Here is a 20,229-nt window from a genome sequence, read left to right on the forward strand (position 1 = left end):
GAGGGCGTTCGACGGCGCCCCGCCCATTACGGGAGCAACCGTTGCATGGCAGGGTGGAACAGGTCCGCTGCGGGGCGTTGCCCATGAGACGGCCCGTTTCGGGACACACGGTGCGTTCTCCCCGACCGGCGTGGCGACCGGGGCTACGCTACGTCCCCATCGAAACCGGTCGATCATGCTGGAGGCGGAGTGACCTCATTGTCGGTGCGAGTCCGGACCGGGGTGCAGCGTTATCAGCACGCGGCGATGGATTACTACTGGGCGCTGCGTGAACGCAGGCCGGGCATCGACCACATCGTGCGGGCCTACGAGCGCTACGCCGACCAGCGCGGCAACCAGTTGGCGGCATCCGTCACCTACTTCTCCTTCCTGTCCTTCTTCCCGCTGATCGCGCTGGCCTTCTCGGTCCTGGGGTACGTGGCCGTCTTCGACATGGGCGCCCGCTCCTACATGGAACAGGCGATCGACGACCTGTTGCCGGGACTGGCCGAGCAGCTCCCGATCGACCAGGTCGCCCAGGCGCGTACCGGTGCGGGGGTGATCGGTCTGCTGGGCCTGCTCTACGCGGGGCTCGGCGCGATCGCGGCGCTGCGCGAGGCGCTGCACATCATCTGGTTGAAGAATCCCGCGGACGGCCCGAACTTCCTGCTCGCCAAGCTCTGGGACGTGGTCGTGGTGGTTCTTCTGGGGGCCGCGCTGCTGGCCTCGGTGGCCTTCACCAGCGTTGCCCAGGCTGCGACGAGCTGGCTGCTGTCGTGGGTGGCGTTGGACGGCGCGTGGTTCGCTCTGGTGGCGACCCGGCTGCTCGGATTGGCGATCGCCATCACCTTCGACACTTTCATCTTCATGGTGTTGTTCGCCCGGCTCTCGGGGACGCGTCGGCCGTGGCGCCTGCTGTGGAGGGGGGCACTGCTGGGTGCGGTCGGTTTCGAGGCGCTCAAGGCGCTGGGCGCGCTCCTGATCGCCGGGACGCTGTCCAACCCGGTCTTCGCCTCGTTCGCGGTGGTCGTGGGATTGCTGGTGTGGATCAACGTCGTGCTGCGGTTCGTCATTTTCGCGGCGGCCTGGACCGCGACCTGGCTTCCGATCCAGCCGCCCTACCTGGGGGCGGTCCCCATGAGCGTGCCGGTCTCCGCGTCGGCCGCCGAACCCGCCGTCCTGACCCGTTGGGAGCAGCGCAGCGTCCACTATTGCGCGACGTTGCCGGCCAGGCCCAGCCACGAGCAGGCGCTGCGCTCCGAGCGACTGCTGCGCAACCGGAGACTGGTGGACCGCGCCCGGTCGCTGGCCACGCCGTTGCTTCTGGGGACGGGGGCGCTCGCCTTGCTGGTGTGGTCACGGCACCGGCGTACGATCCGACGCGGCCGGTGACCGCTCACATCACGTGTTGGTCACTTCGACAGGGTTTCAACTTCCGTTGTGTAGCGTGATCATCGACAAGTGGGGCCGAACCGTCAGAATGTGATGGAACCGTGCGTCCCGGTGGCCGTTGCTAGCAACGTTTGCTCATGGTGCGTTCGGGAAATGGTGGTCCGATACGACGACGGCATGGTCATTTCGGATCATGCTGCGGTGTTCTCCTGCGGTCCGGTGCGGGTCTCTGTAATCCTCGGCACGGAAGAACGGATACGCCCGCAGTCAAAGTCCCAGCCCACCGGCCTGTCACCGCGCATCGACCGTCGATAGGAAGTGAAACCGGCCATGGAACGTACTGACATCTCCTCCGGTGTCTCGCCTATCGTGCGTCTGGAGCCGGTACACGACCCGGCTGCACGACAGCGCGGAGGTTGAGCATGGCCATTCGATTCAACTCTTCGGAGCGGACGACCCTCGGGGTCGAGTGGGAACTACAACTGGTTGACAGCGCTACGCGACACCTGCGCCAGGAGGCCCAGCAGCTGCTCGGACGCCTTCCCGAACTCAGCCAGGGAAACCACCCCCCGCTCCGTCACGAGTTGATGCAGTGCACGGTCGAAGTGGTGACCGGTATCTGCGAGACCGTCGAAGAGGCCAGGACCGATCTCGCCAGAACCATCGAACGGTTGCAGCAGGCGACCGACCCCAGCGGGATCGGGCTGATCTGCTCGGGGACCCACCCCTTGGACGACTGGCGCGACCAGACGCTCTCCCCCGTACAGCGCTACGGCGAGCTCATCGAGCAGATGCAATGGCTGGCGCGGCGCATCCTCACCTTCGGGGTCCACGTCCACGTGGGAGTGAGCTCCCAGGACCGGGCCATCCCGATCGTGAACGCTCTGGCCAACTACCTCCCGCACTTCCTCGCGCTCACCGCCTCCAGCCCGTTCTGGAGCGGCCACGACACCGGGCTCGCCTCCAGCCGTTCCATCGTCTTCGGGGCGCTTCCCACCGCGGGCCCGCCGCCCCGTCTGCCGCACTGGGGCGCGTTCGAGGAGTACATGGAGACGCTCCTGCGCGCGGGAACGATCGCCAGTATCAAGGAAGTGTGGTGGGACGTCCGTCCGCACCCGGACTTCGGCACGGTGGAGATCAGGATGTTCGACGGCATCCCCACCCTGCGCGAGGTCGGGATGGCGGCGGCGCTCTCCCAGAGCCTCGTGCAGTTGTTTGAACAACAGCTCGACCGCGGTTACAGTCTTCCCAGCCCGCCCACATGGGTCGTGACCGACAACAAGTGGCGGGCCACCCGGTACGGCCTGGATGCACGCGTTATCACTGATGAGCGTGGAAGTACCGCCCCTCTGCGCGACGACCTCTACGAGCTCGTCCGCGAGTTGAAGCCGGTGGCCGCGCGCCTCGGTTGCGCCGCTGAGCTGGACGTCGTGTCCGAGACCTTGAGCAACGGCGCCTCCTATGAGCGCCAGCGGGCCATTATCGAGCAGGGCGGGACGCTCAACGACGTGGTGGACGCCCTTTCGGTCGAGTTCAGGGACGGTGCGCCCGGGGCAGCTCTCGGGCCCCTGCCCGCCGCGGGCGCCGGCGGCGCGCAACCGGAAGCCGACCATGACCGGACAGATCCGTCGAGGAAGAGGGGACCCTCGCATGCAGGGACGTGACCTGCGAGAACAAATGTCGGCTTTTTTGGAGCGTCGGGAGCGTGAGTTCGTCGAGTTCCGGCGCGACCTGCACATGCACCCCGAGTTGGCCTTCGCCGAGCATCGCACGACGCAGCGCCTCATGGAACGTCTGAGCGCAGTCGGCCTGCAACCACGTCAGCTTCCACAGGGAACCGGGCTGGTCTGCGACATCGGTTCGGGGAAGGGGCCGCTCGTCGCGCTGCGCGCCGACATCGACGCCCTGCCGCTCAACGACGAGAAAGACGTGGCCTACCGTTCCACGGTGCCCGGTGCGGCCCACGCGTGCGGCCACGACGTGCACACCACCGTCCTGCTGGCCACCGGTCTGTTCCTGGCCCAGCAGGAGCGTGCCGGCGCGCTTCCGGGCCGGGTCCGGCTGATCTTCCAGCCCGCCGAGGAACTGCCGGGCGGTGCCCGTGAGGTCATCAACGCCGGTGGTATCGACGGTGTGAGCCGTATCTTCGCCCTGCACTGCGATCCGCGGCTGCCGGTGGGCAAGGTGGGACTGCGCCAGGGCCCGATCACCGCTGCGTGCGACCAGCTGCTGGTGCGCCTCTCCGGCCCCGGCGGTCACACCGCCCGACCGCACCTCACCGCCGACCTGGTCTACGCACTGGGCAAGATCGTCACGGAACTGCCCGCTGCGCTGTCGCGCCGGGTGGACCCTCGTTCCGGACTGAGCCTGGTGTGGGGCCGGATCAGTGCCGGCTCGGCCCCCAACGCCATCCCCGACGACGGGGTGGCGGAAGGGACGCTGCGCTGCCTGGACGACGAGGCATGGCACTCCGCCCCTGATCTGATCAAGGAGCTGCTGGACGCGGTTGCCACCTCCTACGGGGTGACCGCCGAACTCGACTACCGGCGCGGGGTGCCGCCGACCATCAACGAGGAGAGCAGCGTGCAGATGCTGCGCGACGCGTGCGTGCAGATCCTCGGTCCGCAGTCGGTCGCGCCCACTCCGCACAGCCTGGGCGGAGAGGACTTCGCCTGGTACCTGGAGACCGTTCCGGGGGCCTACGCGCGCCTGGGAACGCACTGGACCTCTCCGGACGTGCCGATGCTCGACCTGCACCGCGGCACTTTCGACGTGGACGAGCGCGCCATCGGCGTGGGGGTACGGCTGATGGCCGCCACCGCGTTGACGGCGTTGTGGGGCGGCGATTTCCCTACCGCTGACGAAAGCGTGGAGAATTCGGCACTGGCCTGAGCCTTTCCCGGGGGCGGTATCCGGTTGCCGGGCCAAAAGCCGTACGTCCTGCGGCCCCCGGGCCGGTCTGTCGGCTCTGGTGCCTGGTGGGTGGCATCCTGAAGCCCATGAGCCAAACGCTGACCCTGGAGCAGATCCGGCGCGCCCCCAAGGTGCTGTTGCACGACCACCTCGACGGTGGTCTGCGTCCGGAGACGATCATCGAACTCGCCGACGCGATCGGCTACGCCGGCCTGCCCAGTAGCAACGCCACCGAGCTCGGCGCCTGGTTTACCGCCGCTGCCGACTCCGGTTCGCTGGAGCGCTATCTGGAGACCTTCGGCCACACCGTCGCGGTCATGCAGACCCGCGACGCCTTGGAGCGGGTCGCTGCCGAGTGTGCCGAGGACCTCGCCGCAGACGGTGTCGTCTACGCCGAGGTGCGCTATGCCCCTGAACAGCACCTGGAAGCCGGCCTGGAACTGGAAGAGGTCGTCGAGGCCGTTCAAGCCGGCTTCGCGCTGGGCTGCGCACGTGCTGCCGGGCGCGGAGAGTCGATCCGGGTGGGCACGCTGCTCACCGCCATGCGCCACGCCGCGCGGTCCAGCGAGATCGCGGAACTGGCCGTGCGCTACCGTGACGCCGGCGTGGTCGGGTTCGACATCGCCGGGGCCGAGGCGGGGCACCCGCCCACCCGGCACCTGGACGCCTTCGAGTACCTGCGTCGGGAGAACGCCCACTTCACCATTCACGCGGGGGAGGCGTTCGGGCTGCCTTCGATCTGGGAGGCACTGCAATGGTGCGGGGCCGACCGTCTGGGGCACGGTGTGCGCATCGTGGACGACATCCACCACGGCGGTGACGGGCAGCCGAGTCTGGGCCGTCTGGCCTCCTATGTGCGTGACAAGCGTGTTCCGCTGGAGATGTGCCCGAGTTCCAACGTGCAGACGGGGGCCGCTGAGTCCATTCAGTCCCACCCCATCGGACTGCTGCGCCAGCTGCGTTTCCGGGTCACCGTCAACACCGACAACAGGTTGCAGAGCGGTACGACCCTGTCGGCCGAGTTCGCCAAGCTGGTCGAGGCGTTCGACTACGACTGGGACGACCTGGAATGGTTCACCGTCAACGCCATGAAGTCGGCGTTCGTGCCCTTCGATGAGCGTCTGGCGCTCATCAACGGCCGGATCAAGCCCGGGTTCGCGCAGCTGAAGTGGGCCACGCAGTGAAGACCTTCAAGCAGCCGGTGCCCCGGGTGCTGGCCTGGGTCTGGCTGGGTGTCGTCGCGTTCAATCTCGTGGACCTGGCCATGCGCGGACGCACATCGGCGGCGGTCGTCGCCGCGGCGGTGCTCTTGTGTACCGCGGGCGCGGCCTACGTATTGGCGTTGCGGCCCAAGATCGTCACGACTCCGCTGGGGGTGCGCGTCATCAACCCGCTGCGCGAGACCTTCGTTCCGTGGAGTGCGTTCACCTGGGCCGACGTCACCGACGTGTTGCGGGTGCACGCGGGGGGCCAGGTGATCCGCTCCTGGCCGTTGCGGGAGACCAAACGTGCCCACGTGCGCGCGAACCTGCGTTACGCCGAAGACGGATGGGGCGGGGACCAGCAGGACGATCCGCGCGCGATGCGTCCGGTGACGTTGATGGCGTGGGAGTTGCGGGGGGAGGCCGAGCGGAGGAAGGCCCGGCCGTCCGAAGAGGCGGAGGGGGGCGGGGCCGTGGGCACCGAGCCCACGGTCCTGGTCTCGCCTGACGCCGTGGTGGCGCTGGCTGTTCCGGTGATCCTGCTGGTCGCAGTGCTGTTCTTCCTCTGACCCGTTGGCCGGACCGGATTTTTTCGGGTTTCCCGGTGATCGACTTGACCCGGGCCGAGAATGAATGGTTAGGTAAGGTATGCCTAAGACAAAGGGTTCGGGGGTTGGCGGAGCGCGGACCGTCGCCCCGGACCTGTTGCCTCAGGTGATGTACGGGTCAACTGAATAGCGGGTGCGCGCCTCACGGGCCGCGAATCGCCACTCGCGGTTGCCTCTGCCGGGCGGGTTGACACGACTCCCGGACGAGCTGCCAACGGCGCGCACACCATGGAAAAGTACGGTTCGGTCCGTTCACGGGTCTGCGGGGACTTCGAGGACCGGGTCGTACGGAAGCACGACAGGCAGCGGTCGCGGTGTCGGCACAGTCATCCCCGGCCTCGGGATGCTGCTCGCCACGCAGTGCCGGTTCGTCGCCCGGTGTATGTCGGACTTCGCCGGTTCCTTTGGGGGAGGGCGCCCGCCCCGAGCGCGGAAGGGGTGTCGCGCCTTCCCCCAGGACTGTTCCACCAGACCCGAACCGTCAAGAGCGCCGCGGGCCGCCGAGGATCGATTCCCCGGCGGCCCGCGGCGCTCTTGACGTCTGGGCCTTCGCGGTCACAGGCGGAGCAGGAACCGGTTCAGCAACTGCCCCATCGGCTGCGCGTAGTACTGCGCGACGGCGAGCAACTGCCCGGTGTCGCGGGGGCCGCTGCCGGAGTAGAGGGCGTCTTCGCCCACCACGGACACGCTCAGTACCTCCGCGCCCATCTCCACCGCCGCGATGGTCTCCAAAACCGTGGCCGATCCGACCAGGTCCGCGCCCGCTGTGCGCAGCAGGCCCAGCTCGGCCGGGGTGCCCGGTTGCGGCCCCCGCACCGCTCCGTAGACGCCCTCGGCCAGGGAGAGGTCGGCCTCGTGAGCCGTGTCGCGCAGCCGTTGCGAATAGGCCCGGGTCAGGTCCACGAAGTCGGGGCCCACCAGCGGTGATGCGGCCATCAGGTTGATGTGGTCGCGTACCAGGATCGGCTGTCCCACCTGGAAGTCGGTGCGCAGCGTGCCCACCGTGTCGGTGAGGACGACGGTCCGTGCGCCGGTGCTGATCCCGGTCCGGACGGCGTGCGCCACTCGCAAGGGGCCGTAACCGTCGTAGAAATTGGTGCGTCCGACGAAGACGAGCACGTGCTTGGCGCCCACCCACACGCTGTGCACCGACTCCGTGGACCCCTCCTGTGCCGGACCGAAACCGACCAGGGAGGCCGGATCGACTTCGGCGTCGGGACTCCCCAGGACCGTGACAGCCTCGGCGAAACCGGGGCCGAGGATGACGACCGCGTCGAAGGCGTCGGCGCTCATCCGCTCCAGTAGTTCCTCCGCCGCGGCGGCCGCGTGCTTCTTGGCCTCCGCGGTGCTCGACACAGGGCGACCTTGCGTGGATTCGCTCACATCTCGGACCCTACTCCGCGATGACCGATTCATTTCGGATCGCCACGCAGAGTGATTGTCGTCCTATCGGTCAACCGCTGTGCAGGGGCGGGACCGGAGATCGGCCACGTACTCCGCGTGGGCTCCTGCCTTCTCCGCGCTCTCAGCGATCATGCCGAGGTAGAGGGCCGTGGGCAGGCCGCCCTCGTAGTCGTCGAGCACGTAGACCCAGGCCGTCACCTCGCCCTCCATGAGGGTCACCACCCGGACCTTGATCCTGGTCGAAGTGCCCAGGTCGCTGCGCTCCCGGGCTTCCAGCAAGGGGTCGTCCCACTCGGGCACGTCGTACAGCGCGACGAACACGCTGGCGTCGGCGTCCTCGACGATGGTGGCCAGAGCGCCGCCGTCGGGGCCGCGTCCGCCGAAGGTCAACCGCCAGCCTTCCAGCCAGCCGGTGCTCCACAGCGGTGAGTGCGGCGCGCGCTTGGCCATCTGCTCGGGGTCGAGGTTGCTTCCATATGCGGCGTACAAAGGCACGCGCGTCATGCTACGTGCTGGTGAGGGGACTCGGTGCTGAAACGCCCATATGACATGGAGGAGAATGGGGAGGGCAGTGACCGGCGGGCGAACCGCGCGACGGTCGCCGGCGGCCGTGGCGAACCCGCTGCCGCGAGGCTCAGAACGCGCGATACGAGGAGTGGATCAGACGTGACGAAGGTCGTCATCATCGGAGGCGGACCCGGAGGCTACGAGGCGGCGCTCGTAGCCGCCCAGCTGGGAGCCGACGTGACGGTCGTGGACCGCGACGGCATCGGCGGCGCCTGCGTGCTCACGGACTGCGTGCCGTCCAAGACGCTGATCGCGACCTCGGTGCGCACCACCTACGTCAAGGACTCCGCCAGACTCGGCATCAACGTCGGCAACGAGCCGGAGGACAAGGACCTGGTCTCCGTCGATCTCAAGACGATCAACGCCCGCGTCAAGCGGCTCGTCCAGGCCCAGTCCGCCGACACCGCCGCCCGCCTGCGGACGGAGGGCGTCACACTCGTCTCCGGCGAGGCCCGCCTCGTTGACCCGCACATCGTTGCGGTGGGCGACCAGCGGCTGCGCGCCGACGTGGTCCTCATCGCCACCGGTGCCCACCCGCGCGAGCTTTCCACGGCCAAGCCCGATGGCGAGCGCATCCTCACCTGGCGTCAGCTCTACGACCTCGACGAACTGCCTGAACGCCTCATCGTCGTCGGCTCCGGGGTGACCGGTGCGGAGTTCGCCAACGCCTACCAGGCACTGGGCTCCGACGTCACCCTCGTCTCCTCCCGCGACCACGTGCTCCCCACCCATGACACCGACGCGGCCGAGGTCCTGGAGGAGGTGTTCATCCGCCGCGGTATGACGGTGCTGGGCAACTCCCGCGCGGAGTCGGTGACCCGTACCGAGACCGGCGTGCGGGTGAGGCTCGCCGACGGACGCACCGTTGACGGCAGCCACTGCCTGATGACGGTCGGCATGATCCCCAACACCGACGACCTCGGGCTGGAAGAGGCCGGAGTACGCCTGGACAACGGCGGGTTCGTCCAGGTGGACCGGGTTTCACGGACCTCCACCCCCGGCGTGTACGCGGCCGGTGACTGCACCGGGATCAACATGCTCGCCTCCGTGGCCGCCATGCAGGGGCGCATCGCCATGTGGCACGCGCTCGGCGAGGCGGTTTCCCCGCTCAAGCTGTCCAACGTCTCCTCCACGGTGTTCACCCACCCCGAGCTCGCCGCCGTGGGTGTCAGCGAGGCCGACGTCGAAGAGGGACGGGTGGACGCGCGCGTGGTCAACCTGCCGCTGGACACCAACCCGCGCGCCAAGATGCACGGGACCAAGGACGGCTTCGTCAAGCTCATCTGCCGCCAGCACACCGGCATCGTGCTGGGCGGGGTCATCGTCGGCCCCCGCGCCAGCGAGCTGATCCTGGGCGTCTCGCTGGCCGTGCAGCAACGCCTCACCGTGGACGACATCGCGCACACCTTCGCGGTCTACCCCTCCCTGTCGGGCAGCGTCACCGAGGCGGCCCGTTCGCTGATGCGGGCATCCCCCGAGTAGCCGGCACCGCCGACAAGGACGGCCCCGGTCAGTGACCGGGGCCGTCCTTGTGGTGCTGTGTGGTGCGGGTGTGCGCGGAGGGCTAGAAGTCGCCGAATCCGCCGAAGTCGCCACCGCCGCCGAAGTCGCCGAAGTCGCCGCCTCCGAAGTCCCCGCCGCCGACGTCGCCGCCGCCCATGTCACCCTCGTAGCCGCCGCCCATGCCGGCGCCCATCATTCCGCCACCCATCATGGACCCCATCATGGAGCCCATCATCATGCCGGTGAACATACCCATCATCATGTCCGTGCCGAAGTAGCCGCCCGCGTAGGGCGCGTAGGCCGGGCCGGCGTCGTAGTAGGGGCGCCGTTGGCCGTCGACCTCGACCATGCGCACGTCGGGGTGCGCGCCGGAGAGCACGTCGTGGGAGCAGGCCGCGCAGGCCGGAACCGAGCGCGGTGCGCCGCCCATGGGCGCCCACATGACGTCCTGCTCGGACGGTCCGTGCTGGGGGTTGAAGAAGCAGGGCTTGCGGCGGTCGGGCACCTCTTCGCCCTGCATCCGCGCCCGGGTGGCGACCATGTAGTAGCGGCCGTCCTCCAGGGAGTTGGTGACCTCCTGGATTTCCTCGGGGCGCTGGATGGTGTCCAGTTGGGTCTTGGCCCGGTCGTAGGAGTCCATCGCGTGGGTGTAGTCGGTGCGGGTGGCGTCGTCCACCCGGCTGAGGTCGATGTCGAGCTGGGCGATGTCCTCGCCCAGGCGAACGACGTCCTCGGTCGCCATCTGCTTGATCTCCAGCAGCTCCTGGGCGGCCTTGGCCTCGCGCTTCTTCTTGGAGTTGTAGATGAAGAAGCCACCGCCGACCACGGCGAGGGCAAGCAGGCCCAGCAGCACCAGGCCGAAGGTCCCCGACGCCTGTGCGGAGCTGGCCGCGTCGTCGGCACCGCCGGCGACGCCCACCATCCCGTCAACGGGGTTGGCGGTGCGGTTCCACTCGTTGTAGATGGAGCGCTGGTCGCCCTCGGAGATGACGTCGGAGCGCAGCACCTTGCTGCCGCCCGCGGCCAGCGCGTAGGTGCCCTCGCCGACCTCGTCGCGCAGCTCGGAGAGGAACGCCGCCGACGTGGTCTCGGAGGCGAACACGCCGTCCGCCACGATCACGAAGTAGACGGGGGTCTCGGCGCTTTCGGCGGCCGAGGCCATCGCGTCGATCTCCGCCTGCGGGATGTCCTGGGCGCTGGCGTCGTCAACATAGATGTGGCTGCTCTTCAGGGCGCTCGCAACCTCCGAGACGCCCGGGGCCTCGGCCGCGCTCGCCGGCGCGGCGGCCATGAAGACTGTCAGCACTGCGGCGAGCAGTGCGGGTAGTGTCAATCGGCGCAACATGATCGTTCCTCTCGCCTCCCTCACGCCTGTTCGACGAACGGCTAGGGGGTTTGGTTCCCGGATGGTCCAAGCAGCGGCGCGGCCCCAACAGCCTAGACGTGCGCAGAACCGGTCAGGAGCCTTCGCGGAGATCGCCGCGCAGAATGCGTTGCACCAGGTCCGAGCGGAGCGTTCCGTACCCCGTAGCGGCCCAGACACTGCGTTCGGCGGGGACCTCGTAGTAGGGAATTCGTCGCCCCTCGTGCGTGGCGGGCAGGGCCTCGGGCTCACGGTGGGTCTTCAGCGCACCGGCACATTGGACGCAGGCCGGTACCCGCACGCGTTGACGGGAACCCACGGCCCGCCAGGAGGCGGGGGCCGTGGCGCCCTTGTGCAGCGGGTTGAAAAAGCAGTGCGGTGAGGGTGCTGGAGCGGAGCGTCCGGCCCGCGTCGCCTCCAGCGCCTCGGAACTCATGTCCAACAGGACCCGCACCCCGGCCAGGCCGGCCAGGTCGGAGGTCTCGTCCAGCGCCTTGCCCGCTGCCTGACCGGCGTCCAGTGCCTTTTGGAAGGCGGTTCCCGCTTTCTCCGACGCACCCTCCAGGGAGAAGGACGCCAGGCGTTCGCCCTGCTCGGTGACCGCTGACCGCAGTTCCGAGCGCAGTTGCGCGGCCTGGGCGGTGTCGATCGCGGCGAACGTGCTGTGCGGCAGCGGCGGGGGCAGGGCGTTCGTCCGGCGCCGGCGTACCAGGAGCAGCCCCAGTCCGACCACGACCACCAGGAGCGCGCCGCCACCGAGCAGCAGTCCCGTGCCGGACCTCGCCCCCTGGCCGCTCGCGCCGCTGAGCAGGCCGCCGAGACCGGACCCGCCGGTGTCGCGTTCCTCGTAGAGCCGCTCGTACTCCTGCTCACCGGTGCCCGCCGCCGTCAGGTTGACCGCGCGTTCCAACCGGGTGGCCAACGGCGCGTTGTCCATCTCGGGGTCGATGTTCACGGCCAGGGCCGCATAGAGCGCGTGCGAGGATCCGCCGCCGTAGTCCTTGCCGTCCAACCGGGAGTCCGCCCCCATGGCCAGGAAGCGCCCGTCTCCTTCGAGGCGATCGCTCACCACCCCTATGAGCTGCTCTTCGTCACCGTCCCAGGCGTCGCCGCGCACCAGCGGGACCACGATCACGTAGATGGACTCGTCGGAGGACTCGATCTGCTCCACCAGCCCCTCCTGGGCTTCCGCCGACAGCACCGACTCCAGGGAGGGGTTGACGTACACGGGCCGCTGGGAGAGGGCGTCGGCGATGGTGGCGGAGGGGGAAGGGGAGTCCTGGGCGACGGCTGCCGTCGGCCACGACAGCATCGCGGCGGCGGCGAGGGCGGCCAGGCGGATCAGGCGGCGGCCGGCAGCGGGGCGGGGGTCAGACATCGAGCTCCTTCAAGGCGTACCGGGCCAGGTCCGGGACCGTTTCTCCGTAGCGCGTCGTGACCCACACGGTGTCGGTCGCGAAGTGCGGTTTCTTGTCCAGCATCAGTACGCGTGAGGCCAGGTGTCCCTGACGCGCCAGGCAGTGCGCGCAGATCGGTGCGAGTCGCCCCAACCGCGGGATCGGATGCTTGCCGCTGTCCGGCGGAGCCGACCCGTGCAACGGGTTGACCATGCACGCCCCGGGGAGCCGGGGAGGGCAATCGGGGTCGGTCAGGGCGCGGCCGTTGCGTGCCACGACGATGGCGCCCACGAGGTTCTCCGGACTGGCCCCGGGGGTGGTCGCAGTGAGGTTCGCGAAGTCGTAGGCGGTGCGGATCCTCTCGCGGTCGGTGTCGGGACTCGCGGTCTCCACGGCCTTGGCGAGCGCGCGCAGTTCGGTGTGCAGCAGCGCGGTGAGCGTGCGGCGGCTGGGACGCCTGGGTGCCCGGCGCCTGGCCCGCAGGACGGCGGGCAGGTCGAGGTCGCGGGGGTCGGGAGGCCGAAGCGAGATCCCGGCTGTGCGCAGCCCGAGCCGCACGAGGAACGCCAGGAGCAGGACGGCCCCGTAGAGCAGTGCGCCGACGAGGGGCCCGATGACCAGCAGGCCGCCCCAGAAGTCGCCGGTCGCCAGCGGGTTGGTGGGACTGGCGGAGGCCTCGTCCTCCCGTTCCTCCTGCCGCTGCACCGCACGGGGGAGCTCGTCGCGCACCGGCGCCTCCGGCGCCGTGCGCACCTCCTCCAGGACGGCCACGATTCCCGCCACGTCGTAGGGAGGGCCGTCGGCGGCCGATTTGATGTCGTAGGAGCTCAGGCCCACCCCCAGTACCGCGAGGTCGGTGTAGAAGCCCTGGTACTCGGCGGATCGGCTCCAGGGGACCTCGATGCGCAGGTAGACGCCGTCCTCGTCCATGACGTGGTGGAGGGCGTGCAGGAAGAGGTCGCCGTCGCCCCCGGACTCGTCTTCGGGGCTGCTGCGCACGACCACCGCGTACACCGGGACCGGCTGGTCGTCCAGGGCGGCCCGGATCCGCGCCGTCTCGGCCGCGCTCAGACCGCCGGCGGAGTCGATGTCCACGAACAACGGGTCCTCGCGCAGCGCCGCGGCGATGCGCTCCACCCGTTCGGTGTCGTGAACGTACGGGGGGGTCGGGGAGAATTCGACCGCTCCGGCGGGGACGGCCACGAAGGACAGGGCGAATACCGCGGCCGCCGTGGCCGCCACCCGCCTCACTTGCGGCCCCGTTTGGCTCGTCTGCGCCGCTGGGACCGGTTGCCCGGTCCGGAAGGGGCGGACGTGACCGGCCGAGACGGGGGAGTCCGCACCTGGCGGGGCGCCGTGGGAGCGGAACCGAGACGGTAGCGGCGGTGGAGCAGCGCCCCGCCGGCGATGGTCGCCAGGCCGCTGATCACGGCGCCGATGAGCAACCCTTGGTTGCGGATCCCCGCGCTGCTCTCCGGGTCGAGCTCGGCGGCCAGCCCGGCGAGGAACCCGTCCCGCTCGTAGCCGTCCCCGGTGTCATCGGCACCGGATCGGTAGAGCTCCTGCCTGCGCTCGTAGCGGGCCTTTGCCTCGGCCGGGCCGGCGGCCAGGTTGTCCACGATGCGCTCCACGACGTCGGGGGCCGGGGTTGCGTAGTCGAAGGAGGGGACCATGGTCGCCTCCATGGTCGCCTCGCGCAGCGGGACCTGCACCCCGTAGGCGAGGGCGTAGTTGGTGGCACCGCTGTGGTCGAGCAGGAGGTAGACGCCGTCTTCGCCGAGGCGGTCGTGCACGGCCGCCAGGAAGCCGTCGTCGAGCATCTCCCCGTAGGAGGTCAGCCGGGGCGCCACGATGACGTACATCGGGAATTCCAGACGTTCGACCTGGGCGGTGATCCTGCTCCGGGAGTCGGAGAGGTCGAGGACGCCGGCGAAGTGGTCGCTGACGTACACGGGGTCCTCGGCCAGCTGCTCGGCCAGGTAGGCCGGGTAGGTCTGCACCGCTTGGGTCTCCTGTGCGGCGACGGGGAGCACCGGAAGCGCCGCGAAAGCCGCGATCGCGGCCAGGGCTGCTGTCACGGCGGCACGAAGCGAGCCGGGGGGTGGGGACATGCCCAGATTGTAGGTGAAAGCCCTGTCCGACCTCCAGAGCAGAGGCGGGGCCGCCCCGCATGGGGCGGCCCCGGAAAAACGGCGGTGCGGTGCGTCAGGCGCCGGAGGACGACTTGGCGGTGCTCGCAGCCGGCTCTGCCGTCGCCCCGGTGGTTTCCGATGCGGCGGCCTCGGCGGAGACCGTGGCGGTGGTGTCCGTGGTGCTGTCCTCGGAGACGAAGCCGTCGAGGCCGCGCGGGGCGTTGTAGCGCTCCAGGTCGATGATGCCCTCGCGCTTTGCCACAATTGCCGGGATCAGGGCCTGGCCCGCGACGTTGGTCGCGGTGCGTCCCATGTCCAGGATCGGGTCAACGGCCAGCAGCAGCCCCACGCCCTCCAGGGGCAGGCCCAAGGTGGACAGCGTGAGGGTCAGCATGACGGTGGCGCCGGTGGTGCCCGCGGTCGCCGCGGAGCCGATGACCGACACGAACACGATCAACAGGTATTGGGTGATGCTCAGGTCGATCCCGAAGAACTGCGCGATGAAGATCGCCGCGATCGCCGGGTAGATCGCCGCGCAGCCGTCCATCTTGGTGGTCGCACCGAAGGGGACCGCGAAGGACGCGTAGGACTGCGGCACACCGAAGTTGGTGACGGTGACGCGCTGGGTGACGGGCAGCGTGCCCATCGAGGACCTGGACACGAAGCCCAACTGCACGGCCGGCCAGACACCCGTGAAGTACTTGACCGGAGAGAGGCCGTTGGCCAAGGTCAGTAGCGGGTAGACGACGAAGAGCACCAGTGCCAGGCCGATGTAGATCGCCAGGGTGAACGAGCCCAGCGCGCCGATGGTGGTCCAGCCGTAGCTGTAGACGGCGTTGCCGAGCAGGCCCACGGTGCCCAGCGGGGCGAGCCGGATGACCCACCACAGCACCTTGAGGACCACGTCGAGCGCGGACTGGGTGAAGGCGAGGAAGGGCTCGGCGGACTTTCCGACCTTGACCGCCGCGATGCCGATGGCGATGGCGATCACGATGAGCTGGAGCGCGTTGAAGCTGAGGGAGGTGCTGAGCACGCCCGCGTCGTCGGCGCTGGTGCTGGCGGTCAGCCCCAGGAAGTTGGCGGGCACGATGCTGTCCAGGAAGGCCAGCCACGATCCGGTGCTGGAGGGTTCGCTCACACCGGAGGGGTCAACGCCGGTGCCCACGCCGGGGCGCATGACGAGGCCCAGGCCGATGCCGATGGCCACGGCGATGAGCGCGGTGATGGCGAACCACAGGAGGGTCTGCCCGGCCAGGCGCGCGGCGTTGGTCACGTTGCGCAGGTTGGCGATGGAGGAGATGACGGCCAGCAGGATCAGCGGCGGGACGATCGTGCGCAGCAGCGCCACGAAGGTGGAGCCGATGGTGTCGAGGGTGACGGCCAGCCAGTTGGGATCGCCGGCCTCGCCGACGGGGCCCAGTTGGCGGGCGACGACACCGAGCACGATGCCCAGGACGAGCGCGATGAGTACTTGGACCGCGAACGGGACGCGGCGAAGTGCGGACAGCACGGGAATGCTCCAGGGATGAGGGAGGCGTGGAGGGGCCCGCCGGGATGGTGGTGGACCGGTCTCCGTGACAAGCGGGAGCGCCGTTGACGACACGGCGTATGGAAGACGCGCGGAGCTTTACTGCTCTGGTCGAGCCGAAGCTAACGACACGCGTGGCTGGCGAGGCGGCACAGATCGATGTGCCACCGCCTGGTCAGTCCCCAAAGATTGGTCACGAGAAAACACAATAACCGGACAAGCGGCTTTATTCCTACCCTCAAGAGGTCGATTCGGTTTGATTCTCCCTGCGGCCCGGCCCGGGCCGGCTCCCGAGACCGCGCGACGATGCCCGAACCGCCGGAACGGCCGGGAAGGACGTTGCCCCTCGTGCCCCGGGGCACGAGGGGCAACGCCCCGTCTACGGCCGGGTGCACCTAGGCGCTCGTGATCGCGCAGACCACCGCTCCGTTGCCCACGGTCTCCCCGGTCGCCACTGACAGCCCCGAGACCGTCCCGGCCTTGTGGGCCGTCAAGGGCTGCTCCATCTTCATGGCCTCGATGACCACGACGGTGTCGCCCTCGGCGACCTCGGCCCCGTCCTGCACCACCAGCTTCACCACGGTCCCCTGCATCGGCGACACCAGCGCGTCGCCGCTGACGGCGGTCGCGGCCTTGGCGCGTTTGCCACTGCGCCTCGCGGTCTTGGCCGCCCCAGCGCCATCGGCCGCGGTGGCACCCAGCCCCGCGGGCAGTACGACCTCCACCCGTCGGCCCCCTACCTCGACGGTGACCCGTTCGCGCGGCTCGGTCTCCACCGCGTCGGCCACATCTCCCGCATACGCGGCGATGGTGGTGGTGAATTCCGTCTCGATCCAGCGCGTGTGCACGGTGAAGGGCTCGGCGGCCTCGGCGGGTGCGAACGCGGGGTCGGTCACCACGGCCTGGTGGAACGGGATCACCGTGGGCATGCCGCCCACCTCGAACTCGGCGAGGGCCCGCCGCGACCGCTCCAGCGCCTCGGTGCGGGTCCGGCCGGTCACGATCAGCTTGGCCACCAGTGAGTCGAACGCTTGAGGAACGGTGAATCCGGCCTCGCAGCCGGTGTTGACCCGGACCCCCGGGCCGCCCGGCAGATTCAGCGTGGTGATGGTGCCGGGTGCGGGCATGAAGTTGCGCCCGGCGTCCTCGGCGTTGATCCGGAACTCGAAGGAGTGCCCGCGCAGCACCGGGTCGTCGTAGTCCAGCACCCCGCCCTCGGCGATCCGCAGCATCTCGCGCACCAGGTCGATGCCCGCGACCTCCTCGCTCACCGGGTGCTCCACCTGGAGACGGGTGTTGACCTCCAGGAACGAGACCGTGCCGTCCTGGCCGACCAGGAATTCGCACGTACCCGCGCCCACGTACCCCGCCTCACGCAGAATCGCCTTGGACGAGGAGTACAGCAGCTCCGACTGCGCGTCGGTGAGGAACGGGGCGGGCGCCTCCTCGACGAGTTTCTGGTGGCGTCGTTGCAGCGAGCAGTCGCGGGTGGAGACCACCACGACGTTGCCGTGCGCGTCGGCCAGGCACTGGGTCTCCACGTGGCGGGGGCGGTCCAGGTAACGCTCCACGAAGCACTCGCCGCGCCCGAAGGCCGTGACCGCCTCACGCACCGCCGAATCGTAGGCCTCGGCGACCTCCTCCAGGGCACGCGCGACCTTCAACCCGCGCCCCCCGCCGCCGAACGCCGCCTTGATGGCGATGGGCAGCCCGTGCTCCTCGGCGAACGCCAGGACCTCCTCTGCGCCCGACACCGGGTCGGGGGTACCCGCGACCAGTGGTGCGCCGACCTTCTGCGCGATGTGGCGGGCCTGGACCTTGTCGCCCAGCGCGGTGATGGCCGCGGGCGGCGGTCCGATCCAGGTCAGCCCGGCGTCGATGACGGCCTGGGCGAAGTCGGCGTTCTCCGCGAGGAACCCGTACCCGGGGTGCACCGCGTCGGCACCCGAGACCTCGGCAACCGCCAGCAGTTTGGCGATGTCGAGGTAGGACTCCGCGGGGGTGGCGCCGCCCAGGGCGTGCGCCTCGTCGGCAATTTTGACGTGCAGGGCGTCGAGGTCGGGGTCGGCGTAGACCGCGACACTGCCCAGACCGGCGTCGCGGCAGGCGCGTGCCACCCGTACCGCGATCTCGCCCCGGTTGGCGATCAGAACTTTACGCACGGTCGAACATTCCTCCTGGAGCGGGGTCGGATGCCGGGCAGCCGACGCGTTCGGCGGGTCGTGGAGTGGGTGGGCCCGGACGGCCGGTGCGGTCCGGCAGTCCGGAGCACAGGTGGGACCGGGCAGGCACAGCCGCTCATCCGGGGTGGAAGCTGCGTCGCCAGGTGCCGGGGCCCGGTCGTTGCGGTGCGCGCACCAGGCGGGCACGGTTGCGCCAGGCGGAGTCGGGCTCGGGCGCGACGTCCCGGGCAGCCCGGGCCGCCCGGGCGCGGGCGGTGAGGACCGCGACCAGGGCGGCGATCTCCTCGGGGCCGGGATCGCCCCGCACCACCTGGAGGAAGGGCGCGGAGCGGGGTTCCGTTGCGTCGGCGGCCATCAGAGGGGGATGTTCCCGTGCTTCTTGGGCGGCAGCTGCGCGCGTTTGCCGCTCAGCGAACGCAGCGCCTTGGCCACCGAGGTGCGCGTCTCCGAAGGCAGGATGACGCCGTCCACGTAACCGCGTTCGGCCGCCGAATAGGGGTTGAGGAGGCGGTCCTCGTATTCGCCGATCAGCCGGGTGCGCTCGTCCTCGACGTCCTCGGCCGCGGCCAGGGCGCGCCGGTGCAGGATGTTGACCGCGCCCTGGGCGCCCATCACCGCGATCTGCGCGGTCGGCCAGGCCAGGTTGATGTCGGCCCCCAGATGCTTGGAGCCCATCACGTCGTAGGCGCCGCCGAACGCCTTGCGGGTGATGACGGTGATCAGCGGGACGGTGGCCTCGGCGTAGGCGTAGAGCAGTTTGGCGCCGCGCCGGATGATCCCGTTGAACTCCTGGTCGGTGCCGGGCAGGAACCCGGGCACGTCCACCAGGGTCAGGACGGGGATGTTGAAGGCGTCGCAGGTGCGCACGAAACGCGCCGCCTTCTCGGAGGCGTCGATGTCCAGGCAGCCGGCGAAGCTCATCGGCTGGTTGGCCACGATGCCCACCGATCGGCCCTCCACCCGGCCGTAGCCCACCACGATGTTGGGCGCGAACAGCGCCTGCACCTCAAGGAAGTCACCGTCGTCAACGATGTGCTCGATGACCTGGTGCATGTCGTAGGGCTGGTTGGCGGAATCGGGGATGAAGGCGTCCAGTTCCAGGTCGGTCCCGGTCACCTCCGGCTCGATCTCGGCGTCGCCGACCGGGGGATCCTCCAGGTTGTTGGCCGGGAGGTAGGACAACAGGGTCTTGACGTACTCCAGGGCGTCGGCCTCGTCGCTGCCCATGTAATGCGCGACGCCGGACTTGGTGTTGTGCGTGCGCGCGCCGCCCAACTCCTCCATGGAGACGTCCTCGCCGGTGACGGTCTTGATCACGTCGGGCCCGGTGATGAACATCTGTGAGGTCTGGTTGACCATCACGATGAAGTCGGTGAGTGCTGGGGAGTAGACGTGACCGCCGGCTGCCGCGCCCATGACCAGGGAGATCTGCGGGACGACCCCGGAGGCGTGCACGTTGCGCTTGAAGATCTCGGCGTAGAGGCCGAGCGCGACCACCCCTTCCTGGATGCGCGCGCCACCGCCCTCGTTGATGCCCACGACCGGGCATCCGGTCTTGAGCGCATGATCCAGGACCTTGACGATCTTCTCGCCGTAGACCTCGCCCAGCGAGCCGCCGAAGACGGTGACGTCTTGGCTGAACACCGCGATGGGGCGGCCGTCCACCGTTCCGTAGCCCGTGACGACGCCGTCGCTGTAGGGGCGGTTGTGCTCCAGCCCGAAATTGGTGGATCGGTGTCGGGAAAGCGCGTCGAACTCCACGAAGGAGCCGGGGTCGAGGAGGGCGTCGATGCGCTCGCGCGCCGTCATCTTGCCCTTGGCGTGCTGTCGTTCGATGGCTCGCTCGGAACCTGCGTTCACTGCCTCGTAGCGGCGGCGCTTCAGGTCGGCGAGCTTGCCCGCGGTGGTGTGGATGTCGATCTGGGCCGCGGGCAGCGGTTCGGGGGCTTCGGTCGCCATAATGCCCCAGGGTAGCCCCGTGCTCGTTGCCGGGGTGAGGCCGACCACCGTTATCCGGGGGTAAGTGCGCATCTTCGGAGAAGACCCGTGCACACGGCG

General features: G+C 69.5%; 16 protein-coding genes. 6 read left to right on the forward strand and 10 right to left on the reverse strand.

Annotation, left to right across the window (positions count from 1 at the left end; all coding sequences use genetic code 11):
* Positions 1-189 precede the first annotated feature (189 nt).
* The 5 genes from AC0VYP_RS03100 to AC0VYP_RS03120 all read left to right on the forward strand — a co-directional run bounded on the left by AC0VYP_RS03100 (position 190) and on the right by AC0VYP_RS03120 (position 6,055).
* Positions 190-1,371 (forward strand): YhjD/YihY/BrkB family envelope integrity protein, encoded by a 1,182-nt coding sequence (locus AC0VYP_RS03100; RefSeq protein ID WP_475472380.1) that lies wholly within the window; start codon positions 190-192, stop codon positions 1,369-1,371.
* A 422-nt stretch (positions 1,372-1,793) separates the two neighbouring features.
* On the forward strand, positions 1,794-3,035 hold the full coding sequence (locus tag AC0VYP_RS03105; RefSeq protein WP_285761118.1) for a glutamate--cysteine ligase: 1,242 nt from the start codon (positions 1,794-1,796) through the stop codon (positions 3,033-3,035).
* Positions 3,022-4,263, forward strand: coding sequence for a M20 family metallopeptidase (locus tag AC0VYP_RS03110; RefSeq protein ID WP_285761119.1), 1,242 nt, complete (start codon positions 3,022-3,024; stop codon positions 4,261-4,263). The genes AC0VYP_RS03105 and AC0VYP_RS03110 overlap by 14 nt, the downstream gene beginning before the upstream one ends.
* Positions 4,264-4,370: 107 nt before the next feature.
* On the forward strand, positions 4,371-5,468 hold the full coding sequence (locus AC0VYP_RS03115) for an adenosine deaminase (RefSeq protein ID WP_285761120.1): 1,098 nt from the start codon (positions 4,371-4,373) through the stop codon (positions 5,466-5,468).
* Positions 5,465-6,055 (forward strand): PH domain-containing protein, encoded by a 591-nt coding sequence (locus AC0VYP_RS03120; protein ID WP_285761121.1) that lies wholly within the window; start codon positions 5,465-5,467, stop codon positions 6,053-6,055. Before AC0VYP_RS03115 ends, AC0VYP_RS03120 begins: the two co-directional genes overlap by 4 nt.
* Before the next feature lie 594 nt (positions 6,056-6,649).
* On the opposite strand, the gene AC0VYP_RS03125 is transcribed toward AC0VYP_RS03120, so the two are convergent.
* Positions 6,650-7,450: a phosphorylase family protein gene (locus AC0VYP_RS03125; RefSeq protein WP_285761122.1), complete on the reverse strand. Its 801-nt coding sequence runs from the start codon at positions 7,448-7,450 to the stop codon at positions 6,650-6,652.
* Between the two features lie 90 nt (positions 7,451-7,540).
* Positions 7,541-8,002, reverse strand: coding sequence for a gamma-glutamylcyclotransferase family protein (locus AC0VYP_RS03130; protein WP_432707508.1), 462 nt, complete (start codon positions 8,000-8,002; stop codon positions 7,541-7,543).
* A gap of 162 nt (positions 8,003-8,164) precedes the next feature.
* Here AC0VYP_RS03130 and AC0VYP_RS03135 point away from each other — a divergent pair, with 162 nt between their 5' ends.
* Complete coding sequence (locus AC0VYP_RS03135) at positions 8,165-9,547, forward strand: NAD(P)H-quinone dehydrogenase (protein ID WP_285761124.1); 1,383 nt, start codon at positions 8,165-8,167, stop codon at positions 9,545-9,547.
* Positions 9,548-9,629: 82 nt separating this feature from the next.
* Here the strand turns inward: AC0VYP_RS03135 and AC0VYP_RS03140 are convergent, their stop codons facing one another.
* The 8 genes from AC0VYP_RS03140 to AC0VYP_RS03175 form a co-directional block, all read right to left on the reverse strand.
* Positions 9,630-10,913, reverse strand: coding sequence for a chemotaxis protein CheA (locus AC0VYP_RS03140; protein WP_285761125.1), 1,284 nt, complete (start codon positions 10,911-10,913; stop codon positions 9,630-9,632).
* A 112-nt stretch (positions 10,914-11,025) separates the two neighbouring features.
* Positions 11,026-12,309 carry a hypothetical protein gene (locus AC0VYP_RS03145; RefSeq protein WP_475472384.1) on the reverse strand — a complete coding sequence of 428 codons (1,284 nt, stop codon included), beginning with the start codon at positions 12,307-12,309 and terminating at the stop codon, positions 11,026-11,028.
* Positions 12,302-13,570, reverse strand: coding sequence for a hypothetical protein (locus AC0VYP_RS03150; RefSeq protein ID WP_475472385.1), 1,269 nt, complete (start codon positions 13,568-13,570; stop codon positions 12,302-12,304). The genes AC0VYP_RS03145 and AC0VYP_RS03150 overlap by 8 nt, the downstream gene beginning before the upstream one ends.
* A gap of 5 nt (positions 13,571-13,575) precedes the next feature.
* Positions 13,576-14,439: a hypothetical protein gene (locus AC0VYP_RS03155; protein ID WP_475472386.1), complete on the reverse strand. Its 864-nt coding sequence runs from the start codon at positions 14,437-14,439 to the stop codon at positions 13,576-13,578.
* 94 nt (positions 14,440-14,533) lie between these two features.
* On the reverse strand, positions 14,534-15,970 hold the full coding sequence (locus AC0VYP_RS03160; RefSeq protein ID WP_285761129.1) for a dicarboxylate/amino acid:cation symporter: 1,437 nt from the start codon (positions 15,968-15,970) through the stop codon (positions 14,534-14,536).
* 413 nt (positions 15,971-16,383) lie between these two features.
* Entirely contained in the window at positions 16,384-18,150 is a 1,767-nt protein-coding gene (locus AC0VYP_RS03165; RefSeq protein WP_475472387.1) for an acetyl/propionyl/methylcrotonyl-CoA carboxylase subunit alpha, read from the reverse strand.
* A 136-nt stretch (positions 18,151-18,286) separates the two neighbouring features.
* Positions 18,287-18,526: an acyl-CoA carboxylase subunit epsilon gene (locus tag AC0VYP_RS03170; RefSeq protein ID WP_285761131.1), complete on the reverse strand. Its 240-nt coding sequence runs from the start codon at positions 18,524-18,526 to the stop codon at positions 18,287-18,289.
* Positions 18,526-20,130 carry an acyl-CoA carboxylase subunit beta gene (locus AC0VYP_RS03175; RefSeq protein WP_475472389.1) on the reverse strand — a complete coding sequence of 535 codons (1,605 nt, stop codon included), beginning with the start codon at positions 20,128-20,130 and terminating at the stop codon, positions 18,526-18,528. Before AC0VYP_RS03175 ends, AC0VYP_RS03170 begins: the two co-directional genes overlap by 1 nt.
* Between the last annotated feature and the right edge of the window lie 99 nt (positions 20,131-20,229).

The sequence above is a fragment of the Nocardiopsis sp. iso_186 genome, assembly GCF_056173365.1.

What these genes read in the sequence shown, in the direction of transcription:
- AC0VYP_RS03175 (WP_475472389.1), bottom strand. Translation starts at nt 20,130, where the DNA reads ATGGCGACCGAAGCCCCCGAACCGCTGCCCGCGGCCCAGATCGACATC.
- AC0VYP_RS03105 (WP_285761118.1), top strand. Translation starts at nt 1,794, where the DNA reads ATGGCCATTCGATTCAACTCTTCGGAGCGGACGACCCTCGGGGTCGAG.
- AC0VYP_RS03155 (WP_475472386.1), bottom strand. Translation starts at nt 14,439, where the DNA reads ATGTCCCCACCCCCCGGCTCGCTTCGTGCCGCCGTGACAGCAGCCCTG.
- AC0VYP_RS03130 (WP_432707508.1), bottom strand. Translation starts at nt 8,002, where the DNA reads ATGACGCGCGTGCCTTTGTACGCCGCATATGGAAGCAACCTCGACCCC.
- AC0VYP_RS03115 (WP_285761120.1), top strand. Translation starts at nt 4,371, where the DNA reads ATGAGCCAAACGCTGACCCTGGAGCAGATCCGGCGCGCCCCCAAGGTG.
- AC0VYP_RS03110 (WP_285761119.1), top strand. Translation starts at nt 3,022, where the DNA reads ATGCAGGGACGTGACCTGCGAGAACAAATGTCGGCTTTTTTGGAGCGT.
- AC0VYP_RS03145 (WP_475472384.1), bottom strand. Translation starts at nt 12,309, where the DNA reads ATGTCTGACCCCCGCCCCGCTGCCGGCCGCCGCCTGATCCGCCTGGCC.
- AC0VYP_RS03170 (WP_285761131.1), bottom strand. Translation starts at nt 18,526, where the DNA reads ATGGCCGCCGACGCAACGGAACCCCGCTCCGCGCCCTTCCTCCAGGTG.
- AC0VYP_RS03140 (WP_285761125.1), bottom strand. Translation starts at nt 10,913, where the DNA reads ATGTTGCGCCGATTGACACTACCCGCACTGCTCGCCGCAGTGCTGACA.